At 63.0% G+C, this 19,060-nt stretch carries 17 protein-coding genes; 9 read left to right on the plus strand and 8 right to left on the minus strand.

Annotated elements, in window-relative coordinates; all coding sequences use genetic code 11:
* Positions 1-135: 135 nt before the first annotated feature.
* Positions 136-603 (minus strand): pyridoxamine 5'-phosphate oxidase family protein, encoded by a 468-nt coding sequence (locus K6301_RS20405; protein WP_247222383.1) that lies wholly within the window; start codon positions 601-603, stop codon positions 136-138.
* A 249-nt stretch (positions 604-852) separates the two neighbouring features.
* Here K6301_RS20405 and K6301_RS20410 point away from each other — a divergent pair, with 249 nt between their 5' ends.
* The 8 genes from K6301_RS20410 to K6301_RS20445 all read left to right on the plus strand — a co-directional run bounded on the left by K6301_RS20410 (position 853) and on the right by K6301_RS20445 (position 10,541).
* Positions 853-2,658: a sensor histidine kinase gene (locus K6301_RS20410; RefSeq protein WP_247222464.1), complete on the plus strand. Its 1,806-nt coding sequence runs from the start codon at positions 853-855 to the stop codon at positions 2,656-2,658.
* A complete protein-coding gene (locus tag K6301_RS20415; RefSeq protein ID WP_134650304.1) occupies positions 2,655-3,998 on the plus strand; it encodes a sigma-54-dependent transcriptional regulator in 1,344 nt (447 codons plus the stop codon). Before K6301_RS20410 ends, K6301_RS20415 begins: the two co-directional genes overlap by 4 nt.
* Positions 3,999-4,204: 206 nt before the next feature.
* On the plus strand, positions 4,205-5,188 hold the full coding sequence (locus tag K6301_RS20420) for a tripartite tricarboxylate transporter substrate-binding protein (RefSeq protein WP_247222384.1): 984 nt from the start codon (positions 4,205-4,207) through the stop codon (positions 5,186-5,188).
* 94 nt (positions 5,189-5,282) lie between these two features.
* Positions 5,283-5,744 (plus strand): tripartite tricarboxylate transporter TctB family protein, encoded by a 462-nt coding sequence (locus K6301_RS20425; RefSeq protein WP_247222385.1) that lies wholly within the window; start codon positions 5,283-5,285, stop codon positions 5,742-5,744.
* Positions 5,745-5,753: 9 nt separating this feature from the next.
* Complete coding sequence (locus K6301_RS20430) at positions 5,754-7,259, plus strand: tripartite tricarboxylate transporter permease (RefSeq protein ID WP_247222386.1); 1,506 nt, start codon at positions 5,754-5,756, stop codon at positions 7,257-7,259.
* A gap of 96 nt (positions 7,260-7,355) precedes the next feature.
* Positions 7,356-8,348, plus strand: coding sequence for a Bug family tripartite tricarboxylate transporter substrate binding protein (locus K6301_RS20435; protein WP_247222387.1), 993 nt, complete (start codon positions 7,356-7,358; stop codon positions 8,346-8,348).
* 149 nt (positions 8,349-8,497) lie between these two features.
* Entirely contained in the window at positions 8,498-9,967 is a 1,470-nt protein-coding gene (locus K6301_RS20440) for a sensor domain-containing diguanylate cyclase (protein WP_247222388.1), read from the plus strand.
* Between the two features lie 196 nt (positions 9,968-10,163).
* Entirely contained in the window at positions 10,164-10,541 is a 378-nt protein-coding gene (locus tag K6301_RS20445) for a response regulator (protein WP_134650310.1), read from the plus strand.
* Positions 10,542-10,564: 23 nt separating this feature from the next.
* Here the strand turns inward: K6301_RS20445 and K6301_RS20450 are convergent, their stop codons facing one another.
* Positions 10,565-11,452, minus strand: coding sequence for a LysR family transcriptional regulator (locus K6301_RS20450; RefSeq protein WP_160872358.1), 888 nt, complete (start codon positions 11,450-11,452; stop codon positions 10,565-10,567).
* A gap of 154 nt (positions 11,453-11,606) precedes the next feature.
* On the opposite strand from K6301_RS20450, the gene K6301_RS20455 reads away from it, so the two are divergent.
* Complete coding sequence (locus tag K6301_RS20455; protein WP_247222390.1) at positions 11,607-12,503, plus strand: DMT family transporter; 897 nt, start codon at positions 11,607-11,609, stop codon at positions 12,501-12,503.
* Positions 12,504-12,626: 123 nt separating this feature from the next.
* On the opposite strand, the gene K6301_RS20460 is transcribed toward K6301_RS20455, so the two are convergent.
* From K6301_RS20460 to K6301_RS20485, 6 genes are read right to left on the minus strand one after another with little or no spacing between them, the layout of a single operon-like run.
* Positions 12,627-13,976 (minus strand): LLM class flavin-dependent oxidoreductase, encoded by a 1,350-nt coding sequence (locus K6301_RS20460; RefSeq protein ID WP_247222392.1) that lies wholly within the window; start codon positions 13,974-13,976, stop codon positions 12,627-12,629.
* Between the two features lie 9 nt (positions 13,977-13,985).
* Positions 13,986-15,221: an SfnB family sulfur acquisition oxidoreductase gene (locus K6301_RS20465; RefSeq protein ID WP_247222394.1), complete on the minus strand. Its 1,236-nt coding sequence runs from the start codon at positions 15,219-15,221 to the stop codon at positions 13,986-13,988.
* A gap of 16 nt (positions 15,222-15,237) precedes the next feature.
* Complete coding sequence (locus tag K6301_RS20470) at positions 15,238-16,470, minus strand: SfnB family sulfur acquisition oxidoreductase (RefSeq protein WP_247222396.1); 1,233 nt, start codon at positions 16,468-16,470, stop codon at positions 15,238-15,240.
* 19 nt (positions 16,471-16,489) lie between these two features.
* Complete coding sequence (locus tag K6301_RS20475) at positions 16,490-17,143, minus strand: methionine ABC transporter permease (protein ID WP_134650316.1); 654 nt, start codon at positions 17,141-17,143, stop codon at positions 16,490-16,492.
* On the minus strand, positions 17,124-18,260 hold the full coding sequence (locus tag K6301_RS20480) for a methionine ABC transporter ATP-binding protein (RefSeq protein WP_425475430.1): 1,137 nt from the start codon (positions 18,258-18,260) through the stop codon (positions 17,124-17,126). The genes K6301_RS20475 and K6301_RS20480 overlap by 20 nt, the downstream gene beginning before the upstream one ends.
* Complete coding sequence (locus K6301_RS20485) at positions 18,248-19,051, minus strand: MetQ/NlpA family ABC transporter substrate-binding protein (RefSeq protein WP_247222397.1); 804 nt, start codon at positions 19,049-19,051, stop codon at positions 18,248-18,250. The genes K6301_RS20480 and K6301_RS20485 overlap by 13 nt, the downstream gene beginning before the upstream one ends.
* Positions 19,052-19,060 lie beyond the last annotated feature (9 nt).

Genomic DNA, 19,060 nt, shown 5'->3' on the forward strand with positions numbered 1-19,060 from the left:
TTTGGAATCGCGTCGTTCATCCCCCAATTCAACTTGCGATGATGTGGTGGCAACGCGACGAGCAGTGCATGTGATATCGGCTGTCGATGTGACCGCCGATCAAAGATTCACATCCGGGAATGTCCTCCCGCGCCGTTAAACAGCGCCTTCCGCCACGGCATCCGCCTCGCGCGGACGGATACGGCCGTTTTCCTCGCCGTCCCAGTATTCGATCGTCCTTGCGGATACCTTGATCAGAACGAGACCGGGTGTGTCCATGCCATCGGGAAACCACCGATCAAGATCTTTCACCCAGTGCTCTTCGAACTGCGCCTTGTCGCGGATCACGCTTGCGTCGCCATCGACGGCGACAAAGATTCCCGGCTTTCCGAGAAGGCTGGGCGGTGCGGTGAAGGTCAACGCGACCCGCGCGTCGCGACCGATTTCGCCGACCTTTCTTGTATCTTCGTAGGAGAAGAACCAGGAGTCGCCATCATACTCGACGTCGCCATTGTTGCTCATCGGCCGGCTGTTGATTTTTCCCTCGCCGCCGTTCGTGTTGAACATGCAGAAATCGATCTTGCTGAGCGCCTTGGAAAGCTCATTCATCGTCATCGTACTCATCGTGGTCTCCTGGGTTACCTGCCCATGAACCCTTTGCATCCTGTATGGTTCCCATGGAACGGGCGCGCCGCGGAAGGCGCCCGTCGAAACCCGTGAGCCTTGCCCGTTCACGAAGGAGAAAGCGATCAGGGGCCGTCTCGATCGGGGGACTTGGAAAGCTGCCGATAGCCCTCTACACTTGATCAACGGCCGAATGCCGCGACCGGAAAGGTGGGGAGGAGCCTGCGTTTCGTGACCTATCGTGTGATCATGGCGTTGTCTGGGCTGTGTGTGCTCGCCTATGTCGTGGTCGTGTATGGCGACCGGCTGGCGACGCGCAGCTATCTGGACGAAGCGTCGCTGCAGGCCGGATCGGCGTTGCGGCTGACGGTCTCGGCGCTCAGCGGCCATCTCAGCCGCTACGAGCCGCTGCCGGCGCTGATCGCCGACCATGACGACATAAAAGAGCTCGTCAGCGATCCCGACAATGCGGCCCTGGTGGAGGCGGCGAACCTCTATCTCAAGGAGATCAACGCGCTTCTGGAATCCTCGGACATCTATGTCATGACGATGGACGGCTCGACTGTGGCCGCAAGCAATTTCGAGTCGGAGACCAGCTTCATCGGCGAGAATTTCAGCTACCGGCCCTACTTCCAGGATGCCGCGAAAGGTGGCCAGTCGCGTTTCTATGCGCTCGGAACCACCTCCCTGAAGCGTGGCTACTACTTCGCCTCGCCCGTCCACGTTGGCGAGGCAATCCGTGGCGTGATCGTCTTCAAGGTCGATATAGACACGATCGAAACCTTCTGGCGCGGCGGTGAATACAAGATCCTGGTGTCCGATCCGGAAGGCATCATCTTCATGACCGGCAGCCCGGAATGGCTCTATTCGAGCCTTCTGCCCTTGTCGCCCGACCGGTTGGAACGCACGCAGGCGTCGCGCCGGTATGCGGAAGCCGTGCTGAAGCCATTGCCGTTCAAACATGGAGAGCTTGGCTCTCATAACCTGATGACCATTGCGGACGGCGGATCGGCGCGGGAGTATCTGGTCCTGTCGCAATACATGCCCCAGGCCGACTGGACTGTCAGTGTGCTCATGGACACCAGCTCGGTTCGCAGCCAGGCGCGGACGATGCTGATCGCCGTGGTTCTGTTCTTCTGCCTCGCGGGCCTCGGTCTGGCAATCGTCCTGCAGCGTCGGACGCGCGCCGCCGAACGGCTGCGCATGCAGATCGAAGCGCGCAACGAGCTGGAGCGGCGGGTCGAGGAGCGGACGGCCGATCTTGCCCTCGTCAACCGGCAGATCGAGCTGGAGATTGCCGAACGTCGGCTGACGGAACAGGAACTGCGAAAGACGCAGGGCGATCTCATCCAGGCGGGAAAGCTTGCCGGCCTCGGCCAGATGTCGGCCGCGCTGTCGCATGAGTTCAACCAGCCGCTCACCGCGGCCAAGACCTATGCCGACAGCGCCGCGATGCTCATCGACCGCGGCCGCGTCGAGGAAGCGCGCGACAATGTCCAGCGCATTTCCCGGCTTGTCGATCGGATGGCGGCAATCAGCCGTCACCTGCGCAACTTCGCACGAAAGCCCAACGAGAAGCTCGGGCCCGTCCCGATCGAAACCGTCGTGGGCGACACCCTGGAGATCGTCGCGGCGCGCCTCAAATCGGCCGATGCCCGGCTGGATATCGATCTCGGTCCCCAGCCTCTGTGGGTCCAGGCCGGGTCGGTACGGTTGCAACAGGTGCTGGTCAACATCATCACCAATGCCGCCGATGCCGTCGAAGGTCTGGAGGACCGGCGCATCGAACTTGTCGGACGGGCGCAGGACGGCAAGGTCATCCTGACGATCCGGGATCATGGGCCGGGGGTTCCCGCGGCGATTTCCGAACGGATCTTCGATCCTTTCTTCAGCACCAAGGGCGTAGGCCGCGGCCTGGGGCTCGGCCTCTCCATATCTTACAACATCATCAAGGATTTCGGCGGCGGCCTGTCCGTATCCAACAAGGCCGACGGCGGCGCGGAGTTCCGCATCGAGCTGGACGGCGCATTGCCGGCGCAGGAGGCCGCCGAATGAGCCGGATCCTGCTGATCGATGACGAGGAAGAGATGCGTCGTTCGTCGGCCCAGGCTCTGGAGCTTTTCGGCATGGAGGTCGATACGTTCGCCAGTGCCGAGCCGGTGCTGGAGCGCGTCGGCTACAGTTTCGATGGTGTCGTGGTGAGTGATATCCGCATGCCCGGCATGGATGGAATGACGCTTCTGCAGCGGGTGCGCGAGCTTGACGCCGAAATACCCGTCATCCTGCTGACCGGCCATGCGGATGTCCAGTTGGCGGTGACGGCCATGCGCGCAGGGGTCTATGACTTCCTCGAGAAGCCGTTCACGGCGCAGCATCTGGCCGGCATCATCCGCCGCGCGATGGATCGGCGCGGCCTCGTTCTGGAAAATCGTCGTCTTCGTGCGGTCGCCGGCAAGCGGGACGATATCGAGGCCCGTCTGCCGGGCCGCACACAGGTCATGGTCGATTTGCGCTACAGCCTGCGCGCCATCGGCGCCACCGATGCGGATACGCTGGTGATCGGCGAAACGGGTGTCGGCAAGGAGGTCGTCGCCCGGGCCCTGCATGACATCAGCGCCCGGGCGGACCGGCCGCTGATCGCCATCAACTGCGCGGCGCTACCCGAAAACCTGATCGAAAGCGAGCTTTTCGGCCATGAGGCGGGCGCCTTTCCCGGTGCCATCCGGCCGCGTTACGGCAAGTTCGAGCATGCGCGCGGCGGCACGATCCTTCTCGACGAGATCGGCTCCATGCCCTTCGACCTCCAGGCGAAGTTTCTGCGGGTGCTGCAGGAGCGGGTGATCAGCCGGCTTGGCTCGAATGAGGTCGTTCCCCTCGACGTGCGCTTCATCGCCACCAGCAAGGTCGACCTGGAGGCCGAGGTCGCGGCCGGACGGTTCCGCGCCGATCTGCTCTATCGCCTCAACGTCGCCACGCTGCATGTACCGTCGCTTGCGCAGCGCCGCGCCGATATCCCGCTGCTTTTCCTCCAGTTGGTGCGCGAGGCCTCGGCACGCTACGGCCGGGCCGACATGGAGGTTCCGCCCGATGTGATCGCTGAGGTGGCGAGCCGCAACTGGCCGGGCAATGTCCGCGAACTGCGCAATGCCGCCGACCGGCTCGTGCTCGGCCTCGACCCCCAGCGCGACGAGGCGCAGTCCGAGCCGCAGCGACTGGCCGACAAGGTGGCGGCCTATGAGCGCAGCGTCATCGCCAGTGCGCTTGCGGCGCATGCCGGGCGCATCCGGCCGGTTTATGAGATGCTCGGCATCTCCCGCAAGACCCTGTACGAGAAGATGCAGAAATACGACCTCGACAAGAAGATGCCCTTCACCGACGACGACTACGCGGCATAGGCCGAAACGCGTGTTGGGTGGAAATCCACCCATGCCTATGCCCGTTTGTTTCCATTTCGACCCATGCTGCGGCGCACCGCGGCAGAAAATGCCCGGCGACCGCCGAAGCGCGATTGCCCGCCGGGCCTTCCTCTTCACAGATTGGGATATTACGACCGGTGAGGGAGGAGCCACACCGGCGGGAACAGTCCATCCGGGAGGATTCGATGAAGTTTATGAACGCCGTGCTGGCCATGTCAGCCGCTGCAGCCGTTTCGATGGTCTTTGCGCCGGCGATGGCGCAGACCTACCCCGAACGCAACATCACCATGGTCATTCCCTTCTCGGCCGGTGGCCCGACCGACACGGTAGGCCGCCTCGTCGCGGAATCGATGTCGAAGGATCTTGGCCAGCAGATCATTGTCGAGAATGTCGGGGGCGCGGGCGGCACGCTGGGTGCCGGCCGGGTCGCACAGGCAGATCCGGACGGTTACACCATTCTCCTGCACCACATCGGCATGGCGACAAGCGCCACGCTCTATCGCAAGCTTGCCTATGACACGCTGAACGCTTTCGAATATGTCGGTCTCGTCACCGACGTGCCGATGACCATCGTCGCCCGCAAGGATTTCGAGCCGGCCGATCTCAAAAGTCTCGTCGAGTATGTGAAGGCGAACAAGGATACGGTAACCGTCGCCAATGCCGGCATCGGCGCCGCGTCACATCTCTGCGGCATGATGTTCATGAGCGCCGTCGAGACGCCGCTGACGACCGTGCCCTACAAGGGTACGGGTCCGGCCATGACCGATCTTCTCGGTGGCCAGGTCGACATCATGTGCGACCAGACCACCAACACGACGAAGCAGATCCAGGGCGGCACCATCAAGGCCTATGCGGTGACCTCGCCCGCACGCCTCGACGTGCTTCCCGACGTGCCGACCGCCATCGAAGGCGGGCTTGCCGATTTCCAGGTCGGTATCTGGCACGGTGTCTATGCACCGAAGGGCACGCCGCCAGAGGCCATCGAGCGCCTGTCGAAGTCGCTTCAGGTGGCGCTCAAGGATCCGAACGTCATCGCCCGTTTCGCTGAACTGGGCACGGTGCCTTCGCCGGAAAGCGACGCGACGCCGGCGGCGCTGAAGGCGAAGCTCGAAAGCGAGATCGCCCGCTGGAAGACCGTTATCGAAGCCGCCGGCCAGTACGCCGACTGAGGACACCTTCCGATCCGGACGTGCCGCGTGGCTCCCCTGCCGCGCGGCTCGTATGCCAGGATCGGCCGCCTTCCAGTCGAGAACAGGAAACACCATGAAATCGCTCGCGGTTGATACCACCAATGCGCTTTGTGGCGCGATCTTCATCGCCCTTGGGGCCTTCTTTGCCTATCAGAGCTTCGAACTTGAGCTCGGCACGGCCTTGCGCATGGGGCCGGGTTATTTTCCCTTCGTGCTGGCGCTGATCCTGATGCTGCTCGGCATCGTCATTCTCATCCAGTCGGTGCGGACCGATAGCGGCCCGTTGGGGCCGATCGCGCTGCGCGGCATGCTCTTCATCCTTCCCGCACCGATCTTCTTCGGGCTGACCGTACGCGGCCTCGGTTTTGCGCCGGCGCTCTTCTTCTCAGCGCTGATCGCCGCCTTCGCCTCGACGCGGATGCGGCCGCTGATGGGCGTCATCCTGGCCGCCGCCGTCACGGTCTTTTCGGTCGTGGTCTTCAGTTATGCGCTGGGCTTGCCGTTCGAACGTTTCGGCCCCTGGGTCCGGTTCTAGGAGGCGGCCATGGATCTCGTCAGCAATCTCGCCCTCGGTTTCGCGACCGCCGCCTCTCCGGCAAACCTGCTCTTCTGCCTCATCGGCGTGCTGCTCGGCACCCTGATCGGCGTCCTGCCGGGCATCGGCGCCACGGCGACCATCGCCATGCTCCTGCCCATCACCTTCCAGCTGGAGCCGGTCTCGTCGCTCATCATGCTCGCCGGCATCTATTACGGCGCCCAGTATGGAGGCTCGACGACCGCCATTCTCATCAACATGCCCGGTGAGTCCTCGTCCGCCGTGACGGCCATCGACGGCTACCAGATGGCGCGCAAGGGACGGGCCGGCGCCGCATTGTCGATCGCCGCGCTTGGATCGTTTTTCGCCGGTACGGTCTCCACCTTCCTTGTAGCGATCTTTGCCATTCCGCTGACGGCGCTCGCCCTGCAATTCGGGGCGGCCGAGTACTTCTCCCTGATGATCGTCGGTCTCGTCTCCTCGATCGCGCTGGCGCACGGGTCGATCGTCAAGGCGCTCGCCATGGTGTCGCTCGGCCTGCTGCTCGGCCTCGTCGGCACGGATATCTATACCGGCACGCCGCGGTTCACCCTCGGTATCCGTGAATATGCGGACGGGTTGAACTTCGTCGCCGTCGCCGTCGGCGTCTTCGGCGTGGCGGAGATCCTGCGCAATCTGGAAGGCGAGAAGACACGATCGGTCCTGATGGCGAAAGTCAGCGGTCTCTGGCCGACACGCGATGATTTTCGCCGCATGGTCGCCCCCGTCCTGCGCGGCACGGCGATCGGATCAGCGCTCGGCATCCTGCCGGGCGGCGGCGCCATCCTTGCCGCCTTCGCCTCCTACACGGTGGAAAAGCGCATGTCTTCGACGCCGCAGGAATTCGGCAAGGGTGCGATTGCCGGCGTTGCCGGTCCGGAATCGGCCAACAATGCCGGTGCGCAGACCTCGTTCATTCCGCTTCTGACGCTCGGCATTCCCGCCAATCCGGTCATGGCGCTGATGGTCGGAGCGATGATCATCCAGGGCATCGTGCCCGGGCCGAACGTTGCCGTCGAGCAGCCGGCGCTGTTCTGGGGCATCATCGCCTCCATGTGGATCGGCAACCTGATGCTCGTCGTCCTCAACCTGCCGCTCATCGGCCTCTGGGTGAAGCTGCTGACAATCCCGTATTACGTGCTCTTTCCGATCATCATGGCCTTTTGCTCGATCGGCGTCTACAGCGTCAATTCCAACGTCTACGACCTCTATGCCGTCGCCTTCTTCGGGCTCGCCGGCTACCTCTTGGTCAAGCTGCGCTGCGAGCCGGCACCGTTGCTTCTCGGTTTTGTGCTGGGACCGTTGCTGGAGGAGAACCTTCGGCGCGCGATGATCCTGTCGCGCGGCGACCCGACCACCTTCGTCACAAGGCCGATCAGCGCCATCCTGCTTTTGATTGCGCTCGCCGTGCTCGTTGTCGTCTTCCTTCCCTCGGTCAAGGCCAAGCGCGAGGAGGTTTTCCAGGAAGAGGATTGAGAACAGGGTTCATACCGCCTGGAGGGGCGGGCCCCGAGGTGGCGGGCGGGCGCGCGAGGCGCCCGCCTGCATGGTTTGAAAGAGAGGAGAAACGCAATGAAAATGTCCAAACTGACGCGCCGCATGGCGCTCTCTGCCGGATTGTCGCTGCTGTCCCTGCTGGCTGTGAATGCGCCCGCCTTGGCTGACGGCTTCCCGGAAAGGCAGGTCACCCTTGTCGTTCCCTTCGCCGCCGGTGGCTCGACGGATGTGGTGGCGCGGATCATCGCGCAGAAGATGTCGGAGGATCTCGGCCAGCAGGTGATCGTCCAGAACGTCGCCGGCGCTGGCGGCAATCTCGGCGCGGACAATGTCGCCCGTGCCGATGCGGACGGCTACACGATCCTGATGGGCACGGTGGCCACCCATGCGCTCAACCCGCTCATCCTCAAATCGACGCCCTATGATGCGGAAAAGGATTTCGCTCCGATCTCGCTGCTCGTCGTCGTACCGAACGTGCTGGTCGTCAACCCTGCGCTGCCGGCGAAGAATGTCGAGGAATTGCTGGCGCTGCTGAAGGGCGCGCCGGATCAATACAGCTACGCCTCATCGGGGAACGGTACGCCGCTGCACCTCTCCGGAGAACTCTTCAAGAGCATGGCGGGCGTCGAGATGGTCCATATTCCCTATAAGGGTGCGGGACCGGCGCTGAACGACGTCATTGCCAATCAGGTGCCGATCATGTTCGACAACCTGCCCTCCTCGTCCGGCCACATCAAGGCCGGCACGCTGCGCGCCCTGGCGGTGACGACGAAGGAGCGGGCCACATCCTTCCCCGATGTCCCGACGGTCGCCGAATCGGGCATTCCCGGTTATGAAACCTATACATGGAACGCCCTTTTCGCACCGGCGGGCACGCCCACTGAAGTGATCGCCCGCCTCAATCAGTCGGCGAACACGGCGCTGAAGGATCCTGCGGTGGCCGAGCGCATGAAAGAATTCAGCGCCACCATCGTCGGCTCCACGCCGGAGGAGCTGGGCGCCCATGTGAAGGCCGAAATCGCCAAGTGGACGCCGGTCGTCCGTGACGCGAAGGTCCAGATGGACTGAGCGGAACAGAGCGCCCGGGAACCTGGCTTCCCGGGCAACATTCCTCACATATCAGGCATTCAGAAAGCAGCGGTTTACCTCTTCGTCATAAGGTAATGTCTTCCGGACAGGGTTGCCACGGCAGCTCTAACTCTCTCTAGGCAATGCCGATGACCGCTGCTTTCGATTCCGATATTTTCAACCTCGCGCCGATCGCCATGTGGATCGAAGATTTCAGCGGGGTAAAGGCGCTTTTCGACGCGTGGCGCGCAGAGGGTGTCACCGATATCAGGGCCTTCCTGCGAGAGGATCGGGACCGGGTCATTGCCTGCTCCAAGCGGATCCGGGTTGTCGGCGTCAACGCCAAGACGCTGGACCTTTTCGAGGCCAAGGACCTTGAGCACCTGACGGCCAATATCGCCGCAATCTTCCGCGACGACATGCTGGATACCCATATCAACGAGCTGGCAGCGCTGTTCGATGGCGAGCTGACCTTTTCGAGCACGACCGTCAATTACACGATCACCGGCCGGCGGCTCGATATCCAGCTGCGCGGCGCCGTGCTGCCCGGTCACGAACGTACGCTCGGCAGGCTGCTTCTGACGACCGAAGACATTACCGAGCGCGAGGATGCCCGCCGTGCGGAAGAAGAGCAGAGGCGGCAGGCGGAAGGCATCTTCGAGCACTCCCCTGTTTCGCTGTGGATCGAGGACTTCAGCCGCATTCGCACGTTGATTGAAGACATCCGCGATCGCGGCATCACCGACTTCCGCACCTTCATGGACGTGCATCCGGAGTTCGTGCAGCAGTGCATGAGCGAGATCAGGGTGATCGACGTCAACCAGGCGACGCTTAATCTCTTCGGTGCAAAAGACCTCCGCGACCTTCTGCAGCGGCTTGGTGAAATCTTTCGCGACGATATGCAAAAGCCGTTTCGCGAACAGCTCATGGAGCTTTGGAACGGCAATCTCTTCCACCACCGCGAGGTGATCAATTACGCGCTCGACGGATCGGAGCGCCACATCCTGCTGCATTTTTCCGTGTTTCCGGGACATGAACACGATTGGTCGCGGGTTCAGGTGGCGCTTGCAGACATCACCGCACGCAAGAAGGCGGAAGCCTATCTCGAATATCTCGGCAAGCACGACGTCCTGACAAAGCTCTACAACCGCGCATTCTACGCCGACGAGATCAACCGGCTCGAGCGGAAATCGCTACGGCCGGTCTCGGCCATCGTGATCGACCTCAATGGCCTCAAGGTCACCAATGACCAGTTGGGCCATGATGCGGGCGACGGTCTGCTGCGCCGTTTCGGTGAAATCCTCAATGGCGCGGTGCATGCCCCAAACCACGCCTGCCGGATCGGCGGAGACGAGTTCGCCGTTCTCCTGCCCGGCGCAGACGCGAAATCCGCCGCTACGATGGTGGAGACCATCCTGGAGCTTTTAAGGATCAACAATCAGTTCTACTCCACCGCACCGCTCAGCATGTCCTATGGCGTTGCGACCAGCGAGAACGGTGAGACAATCGAATCCGTCATCAAGCGCGCCGATGCGTTGATGTACGAGTACAAGAGCGCGCATTACGCGACGATCGATCTCGGCACCGGCACGCCACGAGCCAAAACCCGAACCCGGTAGGATGCCGGTAGCGGCCATCGGCCTTACGCCAAAAGCGCGCTTGAAAGAAATGGCCGAACCGCCCCGACATGGTTGGTTATCTGCGTGCCAACCGAACCGGGTTCACGCGCAGACGCACGCGGAGACGTGCAAATGGTCGATACGCCATTGACCGATCCGCTTGCCCGCCTAGATCTCCCGGGATGGAGGCACCCCAATGCGCGTTTTGATCGTCGAAGACGAATTTCTCATAGCATCCCTTCTGGAAGCCATTGTCGAAGAACAAGGCCATGAGCGGCTCGGCCCCGTCTCAACCGTCGAGCAGGCGCTCGCTTATGCACCGCGCGCTGACATCGCCCTCGTCGATTTGGGTCTTGCCGACGGCAATAGCGGACGGTTGCTCGCCCGCCGGCTTGTCGATCGCTTTGGCATACAGGTGATTTTCGTGACGGGCGACGCCAGCTCGCTTCAGGATGGATTTGACGGTGCCATCGCAGTCATACAAAAGCCTTTTCGCGACGACGAGATCGCTTCCGCCCTCGCGGAAGCGCTCGATCGACGGCGCCGATCGATGTGGCGGGCGAATTCCGGCTGACCATGATTTCGAGTGTCCTGCCGTCAGCCTGCAAGAGCCAGGCCGCCTTGGCGACCGACATCCCTTTCGATTTCCCGTATGAGGGTATCGAGGGCCGGGTTTCTCGACTTGCGTGCGCGCCGCACAACATAGGCCAGGGACGGTGGCGGAGGCAGCCGGTCGGTGATGATTTGCATCTCACCCTGGATATACCGGTCACTCAGCAAAGCGACGCCCATTGTCGCGTTCACCGCGGACACGATGCCGGCGGCACTTGAACACTCGAATACGGTTTCAAGGACGGGACCGTCCCGGCCCATGTCGAACGCCCATTTTCGGTAGAAGCAATCCTCATCGAACGATAGAAACGGGATGGGTTCATCCTGCCGGATGACCAGTTCCGGATGCTTCACCCAGTGAAGCCGTTCTCTGTAGAGGATGACATCGGCCGGTCGCACTTCATGGTCGAAGACCTGAACAATCGCAGCATCAAGTTCGCCACGCTCCAGCATGGCACGAAGAACAAGGCTCATGCGGACTTTGGTTCGCACCGTGACGTTTGGATGAAGCCGACGGAAGCGGCCAAGAATTCGAGCAAGGTCGCTGCAAGCGGTGTCTTCTGTGAAGCCGAGCAGAAGTCTGCCTGCTAGAGGCGTCTTCGATAGGCTCAGGAGCGCCTCGTCATGCATCATCAGGATGCGTCCGGCATAGTTCAGGAGATCCTCACCTGCAGCCGTGAACATGGGTGCACCGGCTTTCCGTCCAAGCAGCTCACAGTCGAGGCTGACTTCAAGCCGCTTGATCTTATGGCTGACGGCGGACTGCGACAGGCCCAGCGCGACGGCTGCTTTTGTTATGCCTCCGTGCTGCCGGATTGCAGAGAGCGCCCGCAACGCATCGATTTCCAGTCGGCGACTGTTCAGCTCGTTCATTGTCCTGTCCACTTCGGTCTCGGAGTGACCCTACCATAAACCGAAAGCGATATGACATGGATTACGTGATTGTCATCCCTCTATCGATATTTGTCATGTGCGTTGCCCTCGCTTTCAGCCTAGCAGTGGTCGCGTTCCGCTTAACCGAGGCCCCATGTCTGAAGCCACTTCCGCACCGGTCGATACCAGCCGCCATCCGCTATTGTGGCCGTTGCTTGCGGCACTTCTCATCATCGGATGGAGTTCCGGCTTCGTCGGCATCCGCTACGCGAACCAGGAAGCAAGCGTCATGCTTCTGCTTTTCTGGCGCACATTGCTGTCTGGATTGATACTGCTGCCCTTTGCCTTGTTCATGGGCCCCGGAATATCGATGCGCGCGGTCAGAGATCAGGCGCTGTTCGGCATCATGGCGGTTTTCCTGTATCTGGGGGGCTTCGCGCTGGCCATCGAGCAAAAGGTGCCCACCGGGTTGGTCGCCCTTATCGCCGATCTTCTTCCGCTTGCCATCGCAGCTCTCTCGCAGCCCGTGCTGGGCGAACGGCTGACGGCGAGGCAATGGCAGGGGACCGCGATTGCCGTCGCCGGAGTCCTCATCGTATCCTTCGACAGCCTCAGCTTGGGCACGGCACCCATATGGGCCTACGGGCTGACGGTGGGTTCGATGCTTGTGTTCGCCGCCGCCTCCGTCCTCTACAGACGGCACGAGAGGAGCCGGATGCCTGTCTACCAGAGCCTTTGCATCCACACGCTGGTGGGTTCGGTCCTCTTCGGCCTGTGCGCATCGGCGCAAGGCAGTCTCGCTCCGCCGATGACGCGGGACTTTGCGATCGGAATGGTCTGGCTGGTACTGATCGCGACGTTTCTTGCCTATGCCGTCTACTATACCAGTCTGCGGCTGTTCCCCGTCGCCAAGGTAAGCGCCGCCATCTATCTCAGCCCACCCGTGACGATGATATGGGCATGGCTGTTGTTCTCGGAGCCGTTGACCTTGGGGATGATCGCCGGCCTCCTCGTGACGCTGGTTGGCGTCTGGATGACCTCGCGGGGCTGAACGATGTGATCGGCAACCAACGCATTCGCTGAAAGAACGTAACCGACCGCCTGCCGAGACAGCCGGCGCGCGCGTCCGTTGCCAAGCCCCGGAGACGGGGCAACGCCACGCACTAGGTGGTACTCAAATCCGGTATGTCGCCCCGGGATGATTGAGCGGCAGGCGGTCACCCGACCGGAAAAGGCGGTCGCGCAAGCTTGAGCCGCCGTAGCCGGTCTTGTACCGGCCGCGCTCCTGCAGGACCGGGACGACGAGGTCCACGAAATCCTCATAGCACTCCGGCGTCACGGTGCGGGCGAGGTTGAAACCGTCGATCTCGCCCTCGTCTATCCAGCTTTCCAGTTCGTCGGCGATGATATCGGGCGTCCCCACGAGCAGTGGATACCGCCCGCCGAGCGCGAGCTCCTCCAGCAGCTGGCGTTTGGTCCACTGCTTCTTCTTCGCGAGCTCGGTCGCGGACTGTATGGCGTTGGATGTGCCGTATTCGATCGGCTCATCAAGCCCATAGCGCGAAAAATCGATGCCTGTGCTGGCCGCGAAATGTGCAAGGCCCGCTTCCGGACTGGCATGCCGAAGATAGTCGCGATGTTTTTCCTGCGCCTCCTGAGGGGTGCGCCCCGGAATGACGGAAATGCCGATGAAGATCTTGATGTCCTCGGGTGCACGGCCAGCCTCGACGGCTTCCGCGCGCAAGGCGCGCGCCGTGGCCCGGGCGGCTTGCCTGTCGGTCGCCGTGATGAAGATGCATTCGGCGTGGCGCGCGGCGAAGCGGCGCCCGCGACCGGAGGTGCCAGCCTGGTAGAGGACCGGCGTGCGCTGGCGCGAGGGTTCCGCAAGGTGGTGGCCTTCGACCCGGTAGAACGGCCCGTCATGCCGGATCGGCGTCACCTTGGAGGGATCGGCATAGACACGCGCCTGCTTGTCGCCCAGTACCGCGTCGTCGCGCCAGCTTCCCTCCCAGAGCTTGTAGAGGACTTCCAGATAATCCTCCGCGCGGTCATAGCGGCTATCGTGCGCCGTCAGCGCGTCCTGCCCGACGGCGCGCGCCGCGCTGTCGAGGTAACCGGTCACGATGTTCCAGCCGATGCGACCGTCTGCCAGATGATCGAGCGTCGAAATCCGCCGGGCGAACGTATAGGGCGGTTCGGCATTGGCGTTCACGGTGATGCCGAAGCCGAGATGCGTCGTAACGGCCGCCATGGCGGAGACGAGCAGCAGCGGATCGTTGACGGGAAGCTGGATGGACTCCTTCAATGTCAGGTCGACACCGCCCTGGTAAACATCGTAGACGCCGATGATGTCGGCAATGAAGATGCCGTCGAACAGCCCGCGTTCCAGTGTCCTGGCGAGCGATGTCCAGTAATCGATCCTCTTGTAGTCGACGGAGCGGTCGCGCGGATGCGTCCATAGACCATGGTTGATGTGGCCGACACTGTTCATGTTGAACGCGTTGAGAAGAATCTGCTTTTTCATGGGGGTCCGTCAGATCGCGCCGTGGCGCGGCGGGCGTTTGCCGTTGAGATGGAAATTGCCGACCGCCTGGTATTTCCACCGGACCGGATCGTGCAGCGTGTGCGTGCGCACATTGCGCCAGTACCGGTCGAGATTATCCTCGCTCGCGGTGGCGGATGTGCCGGACAGCTCGAACAGCTTTTCCGCAGCTAGCAGGCCGGCCTTCGTCGTCAGGATACGCGCCTGCGCGACAGCGATGGACGCATTCGCCACGCTGTCCTCGTCCGGCGCCGCCTGTGTCGCATCGACAATGCGGCCGGCCCGCTCGACGAGCGCCTCGGCAGCCCGGAGCCGCAGGCGGACATCACCGATCTGATGCAGCGTCAGCGGATCGGCCGAAGCCTTGTCGACGCCTGAATCGAGCCAGGGCCGCGCCCGATCCCGCACGAAGCGCAGCGTCTCCTCGAAGGCGCCGAAGCCGATACCGAGATCGATCGCCGCATGCATGATCTGCGCGTGCGGACCTATGGTCGTCGGCCGGTCGAACGATGCCTTGAACGGTACGACCCATTCCGGCTCCACCCGCACGCGGCCGAACCTCACCGAGCCGCTGCCCGTGACACGCTGGCCGAAACCGTCCCAATCGTCGATGATCGTCACGCCCGGCGCATCCCGTGGAACGAAGGCGAGATAGGACACCTCCGCTTCGTCTTCCTCTGCAACCACCAGGGTCGGTATCCAATGGGCATACAGGGCGCCGGTGCAGTAGAATTTTTCGCCTTCGACGAACCATCCGGCCGGCTCGCGCACAAGCCGCGTGCGGCGCTTGAAATCGCGCGTGCCGACTTCGGCAAGAGCGTTGCCCAGCCTGTCGCCGGCCAGCACCCTGTTGAAGAAGAACCGCTTCTGCGCCTCCGATCCACCGACGCGCAGCACCTCCAGCGCATAGAAATGGTTCTGCGGAATTTGCGCCAGCGAACCGTCTGCGGCTGCGATAATGGCGATGGCCTTGGCGAGGGTCACCGTCGAGATGCCCGCGCCGCCATAAGCCTTGGGCACCGTCGCCCCCCAAAGCCCGCTCGCCGTGTAGCGTTCCAGCTCGTCCCAGGGAAGCCGCCGCTCGGCGTCCCGCAGCGCGGCCTCCCGCGCGAAATCGGCAGCCAGGATATGCGCCACCTCCAGCGCATGCGCGTCATCGCGAATGATGTTCGGTGCGGTCTCGGCGGGCAATGCCTGCTGAACCGGTCGTGAAGCCGATGAAGTCATGTCCGTCGCCCTCCTCTCAATTCCACTGGTGGCGGGCGGGGTGGGCGCCGTTGAGGTAATAGTTGCCGAGAAGGTGGTACTTCCACCGAACCGGATCGTGCAGCGTATGGACCCGGGCATTGCGCCAGTGCCGATCGAGACCGTGCGCGGCGCGCGTCGAACTCGACCCGGCGAGATCGAAAAGCGTCTCGCTGGCATCCAGCGCGATTTCCGTGGTCAAAATCTTCGCCTCCGCGACCGCGACCGAAGCCTTGGCGCTCGTCTCGGCAGTGACCGGCACGGCGCTCAGCTCGTCCAGCACGCTCGCGGCATGATGCAACAGTGCCTGCGCGGCCTGATAGTCCGTTTCCAGCCGGCCGATTTCATGGAGGATCGTCGGGTCGTCGGCCGCACGCTCCAGCCCGGAGTCCATCCAGGGGCGTGCCCGATCACGCACGAAGGCGATGGCATCGTCGATCGCGGCGCGCGCGATTCCGGAATCGATCGCCGCCTGTATCAATTGCGAGATCGGTCCCCAGAGTCCCGGCCTGTCGGCTGCTTGCCAGACCGGCAGCACCTGCACAGGTTCCACGGGCACATTATCAAACTCGACCGTACCACTGGCCGTGGTGCGCTGACCGAAGGACGACCAGTCGTCGATGACGGACACGCCCGGCGCGTCGAAGCGCGCCCAGACCTGCACGGCGCGGCCCTCGTCGTCAATCGCCCGGGTCGGGATCCAATGGGCGAACAACGCACCCGTGGAATAGAAGCGCCGGCCGGTGAGCCGCAGCCCGCCGGCGGTTGCGGTAATGCGCGTCGTCACGTGGCTGATGGCATTCCTGCCGCGCTCGGGGCCGGCATTGCCGATGCGCTCGCCGCGCAGGATATCGGCATAGAAGCGCCGCTTCTGTTCCTCCGAACCGAGGTCGTGCAGCAGGGCAAGCACACCGAAATGGTTCTGGGGGATCTGGCCGGCCGAAGGATCGGCGGCACAAAGAATCTCGAACACCCGCACCAGCGTCACGAAAGAAAGTTCGGGGCCGTCATATGCCTTCGGCACCGTGATGGCGCCAAAACCGGTCTCGCTGTAGGCCTCGATCTCATCCCAGGGCAGGATGCGCTCGCGGTCGCGCAGCAGCGCTTGCGGCCGAAGCTTATCGGCAAGCGCAGTCGCCGCGGCGATCGCCTGCGCGTCATTGTCGATCCGTGCGGCGGAAACGGCCGGCGCCGGACGCCGACCGGCATCGTTGGTGTTGCTCTTGCTCATTGTCGTTCCGTTCCGTTTTTTAGCGATCGCGCAGACGGCGCACGGTATAGTCACCGGCGAACTGGACGATCGTCACCATGGCGACGAGCACGATGATCACCGCCACCATGACTGCCGTGTCGAAGCGCTGGTAGCCGTAGCGGATGGCCATGTCGCCGAGCCCTCCGGCACCCACGGCACCCGCCATTGCGGAGGCCCCTATCATGGTGACGACCGTGATGGTGAAGCCGCCGACGATGCCGGGCAGCGCCTCGGGCAGCAGCACATGACGGACGATGTGCCACTTGCGGCAGCCCATCGCCTGCGCCGCCTCGATCAGCCCCTTGTCGACCTCGCGAAGACTGACTTCGGCAATGCGGGCGAAGAATGGCGTCGCGCTGATCGAAAGCGGCACGATCGCGGCCCACACCCCGATCGTCGTGCCCGTGAGGAAGCGCGTGAACGGCAGGAGCGCGACGAGCAGCACGATGAAGGGCGTCGCCCTGAACCCGTTGACGACGGCTGCCACGGCGCGGTTGAGCCGCGGCGCTTCATAAAACCCGCCCGGAGATGAAACGACGAGGAAAACGGCGATCGGTATGCCGACAAGCAGTGCAATCAACGCCGAAGCGCCCACCATCTGCACCGTATCGAGGAAGGCGGCCCACAGGCGGTTATACATCGCTGGCGACATAGCCGACCACCCTTGCGCTGCCGACATGCCCTTTCAGGGCGTCGAGGTCTTGTTCGGAAATTCCACGCGCGGCAACGAGAAGCGTGCCCTGCGCGTGTCCCTGGATGCGATCGATCGTGCCGTGCAGGAGCCGGAGCGACGTGCCGAGCGTGGCGGCAAGCCGGGCGAGGTCGGGATCGCCGCCTTGCGCGCCGGTATAGTGCAACTCGATGATGGTTCCTCCGCCGGCGACGGGGCGCGGCGCGAGGCGTGCGGCAAGATCTTCCGGAAGATCGCGGCTAAGCGGCCGCAAAAGCGCACGCGTGGCGTCATGCTTCGGATCGCCGAAAACCTGCCAGACAGGTCCCTCCTCCGCAATACGCCCCTGCTCCAGGACGAGGACGTTCTCGCAAACCTCGCGGATGACGCTCATCTCGTGCGTGATGAGGATGATGGTCAATCCGAGGCTGCGGTTGATGTCCCTGAGAAGCCTGAGGATCGACAGGGTCGTCTCGGGATCCAACGCGGAAGTCGCCTCGTCGCAGAGCAGGATTTCCGGTTTGTGCACCAGGGCGCGAGCGATGCCGACACGCTGCTTCTGCCCGCCGGAAAGACGCGACGGATAAACGTCGTGCTTGCCTTCAAGGCCGACAAGCGCCAGCACCTCGTCCACACGCTGGTCTATCTGGCGACGCGGCAGGCCGGCCACGACCAGAGGCAGCGCCACGTTTTCCCGAACGGTTTTCGCCGACAGCAGGTTGAAATGCTGGAAGATCATTCCGACGCGTCGGCGCAACTGCACGAGCGCGTTCTCGTCGAAGCGGCCGATGTCCTGCCCGTCCACGATGACACGGCCTGATGTCGGTTCCTCGAGCCGGTTGATCGTGCGAAGCAGGCTGGATTTGCCCGCGCCGCTTCGACCGATGATGCCATAGATGCGGCCCGTCGGGATTTCGAGGTCGATCTCCTCCAGCGCGCGTACGGCGCCGGCCGCCGAGTGGTAGGTCTTACCGAGGCTCTCGAAACGCACGGCCCCGGGTCCGGCCGGCGAGATCGCCCTCGCCCGAGCCTGCACCGTGTTCGCGACCGCATCGACTGGCAGAGGCGCCGCCACCGTTCCGAGCATCAGTGCTGCCATGACAATGTGTAGAGCTTGTCGTTACCGTGGTAGGCCTCGGCGATCGTCTTCTTCACGGCCGGTGAATTCTGATAGAGTTCGACCACCTTCTTGAGGGCGGGCTCGTCCTTGCGGTCTTCCTTGACGGTGAAGATGATGGAGAAACGCCGGTCGTCGATGCCGGAATAGATGAGACCCGAGCCGGGATCGAAAAGACCGGATGCCGCGATGAAGTGCGGATAGCCGAGCGCGAGGTCGACGTCGGCGGTGACGCGGGCGAGCTGCGGCCCTTCGACCTCCGTGAATTCGAGATTGCGCGGATTCTCGGTGATGTCGTCAAGCGTTCCGGTAAAGCCGACGCCTTCCTTCAGCTTGATGAGCCCGGCCCGCTCCAGAAGCAGGAGACCGCGGCCCTGATTGACCGGATCGTTGGCAATCGCGACCTTGCCGCCGTCGGGTATCTCGTCGAAGCTCTTGTGCTTGAGCGAATAGAGACCGATATTCGCCAATATGCCGACGCCGATGTCCGTTAGCTTGTAACCCCTGTCGGCAATGGCGTTGTCGAGAAAAGGCCGGTGCTGAAAGTAGTTGAGATCGATGTCGCCGGCGTCCAGCGCCACGTTCGGCGTAGTCCAGTCGGTGAACTCGACAGCTTCGATGTCGATGCCCGCCCCCTTCGCCTCCGGCACCAGGGCGGCGATCGAGTCGGCATAAGCCCCCGGCACGACGCCGATCTTGACCGTTTCGGCCTGTGCCGCCGTTGCAAGCGATATCGCCGTGGCTGCCAGAAGGCCTATCATGCGCAATTTCATATCATTATC

The organism is Shinella oryzae (assembly GCF_023038235.1).
Lineage (GTDB): Bacteria > Pseudomonadota > Alphaproteobacteria > Rhizobiales > Rhizobiaceae > Shinella > Shinella sumterensis.

Excerpts from the sequence above, each read along its gene's own strand:
- K6301_RS20405 (WP_247222383.1), bottom strand. The coding sequence starts at position 603 with ATGAGTACGATGACGATGAATGAGCTTTCCAAGGCGCTCAGCAAGATC.
- K6301_RS20410 (WP_247222464.1), top strand. The coding sequence starts at position 853 with ATGGCGTTGTCTGGGCTGTGTGTGCTCGCCTATGTCGTGGTCGTGTAT.
- K6301_RS20415 (WP_134650304.1), top strand. The coding sequence starts at position 2,655 with ATGAGCCGGATCCTGCTGATCGATGACGAGGAAGAGATGCGTCGTTCG.
- K6301_RS20420 (WP_247222384.1), top strand. The coding sequence starts at position 4,205 with ATGAAGTTTATGAACGCCGTGCTGGCCATGTCAGCCGCTGCAGCCGTT.
- K6301_RS20425 (WP_247222385.1), top strand. The coding sequence starts at position 5,283 with ATGAAATCGCTCGCGGTTGATACCACCAATGCGCTTTGTGGCGCGATC.
- K6301_RS20430 (WP_247222386.1), top strand. The coding sequence starts at position 5,754 with ATGGATCTCGTCAGCAATCTCGCCCTCGGTTTCGCGACCGCCGCCTCT.
- K6301_RS20435 (WP_247222387.1), top strand. The coding sequence starts at position 7,356 with ATGAAAATGTCCAAACTGACGCGCCGCATGGCGCTCTCTGCCGGATTG.
- K6301_RS20440 (WP_247222388.1), top strand. The coding sequence starts at position 8,498 with ATGACCGCTGCTTTCGATTCCGATATTTTCAACCTCGCGCCGATCGCC.
- K6301_RS20445 (WP_134650310.1), top strand. The coding sequence starts at position 10,164 with ATGCGCGTTTTGATCGTCGAAGACGAATTTCTCATAGCATCCCTTCTG.
- K6301_RS20450 (WP_160872358.1), bottom strand. The coding sequence starts at position 11,452 with ATGAACGAGCTGAACAGTCGCCGACTGGAAATCGATGCGTTGCGGGCG.
- K6301_RS20455 (WP_247222390.1), top strand. The coding sequence starts at position 11,607 with ATGTCTGAAGCCACTTCCGCACCGGTCGATACCAGCCGCCATCCGCTA.
- K6301_RS20460 (WP_247222392.1), bottom strand. The coding sequence starts at position 13,976 with ATGAAAAAGCAGATTCTTCTCAACGCGTTCAACATGAACAGTGTCGGC.
- K6301_RS20465 (WP_247222394.1), bottom strand. The coding sequence starts at position 15,221 with ATGACTTCATCGGCTTCACGACCGGTTCAGCAGGCATTGCCCGCCGAG.
- K6301_RS20470 (WP_247222396.1), bottom strand. The coding sequence starts at position 16,470 with ATGAGCAAGAGCAACACCAACGATGCCGGTCGGCGTCCGGCGCCGGCC.
- K6301_RS20475 (WP_134650316.1), bottom strand. The coding sequence starts at position 17,143 with ATGTCGCCAGCGATGTATAACCGCCTGTGGGCCGCCTTCCTCGATACG.
- K6301_RS20480 (WP_425475430.1), bottom strand. The coding sequence starts at position 18,260 with ATGGCAGCACTGATGCTCGGAACGGTGGCGGCGCCTCTGCCAGTCGAT.
- K6301_RS20485 (WP_247222397.1), bottom strand. The coding sequence starts at position 19,051 with ATGAAATTGCGCATGATAGGCCTTCTGGCAGCCACGGCGATATCGCTT.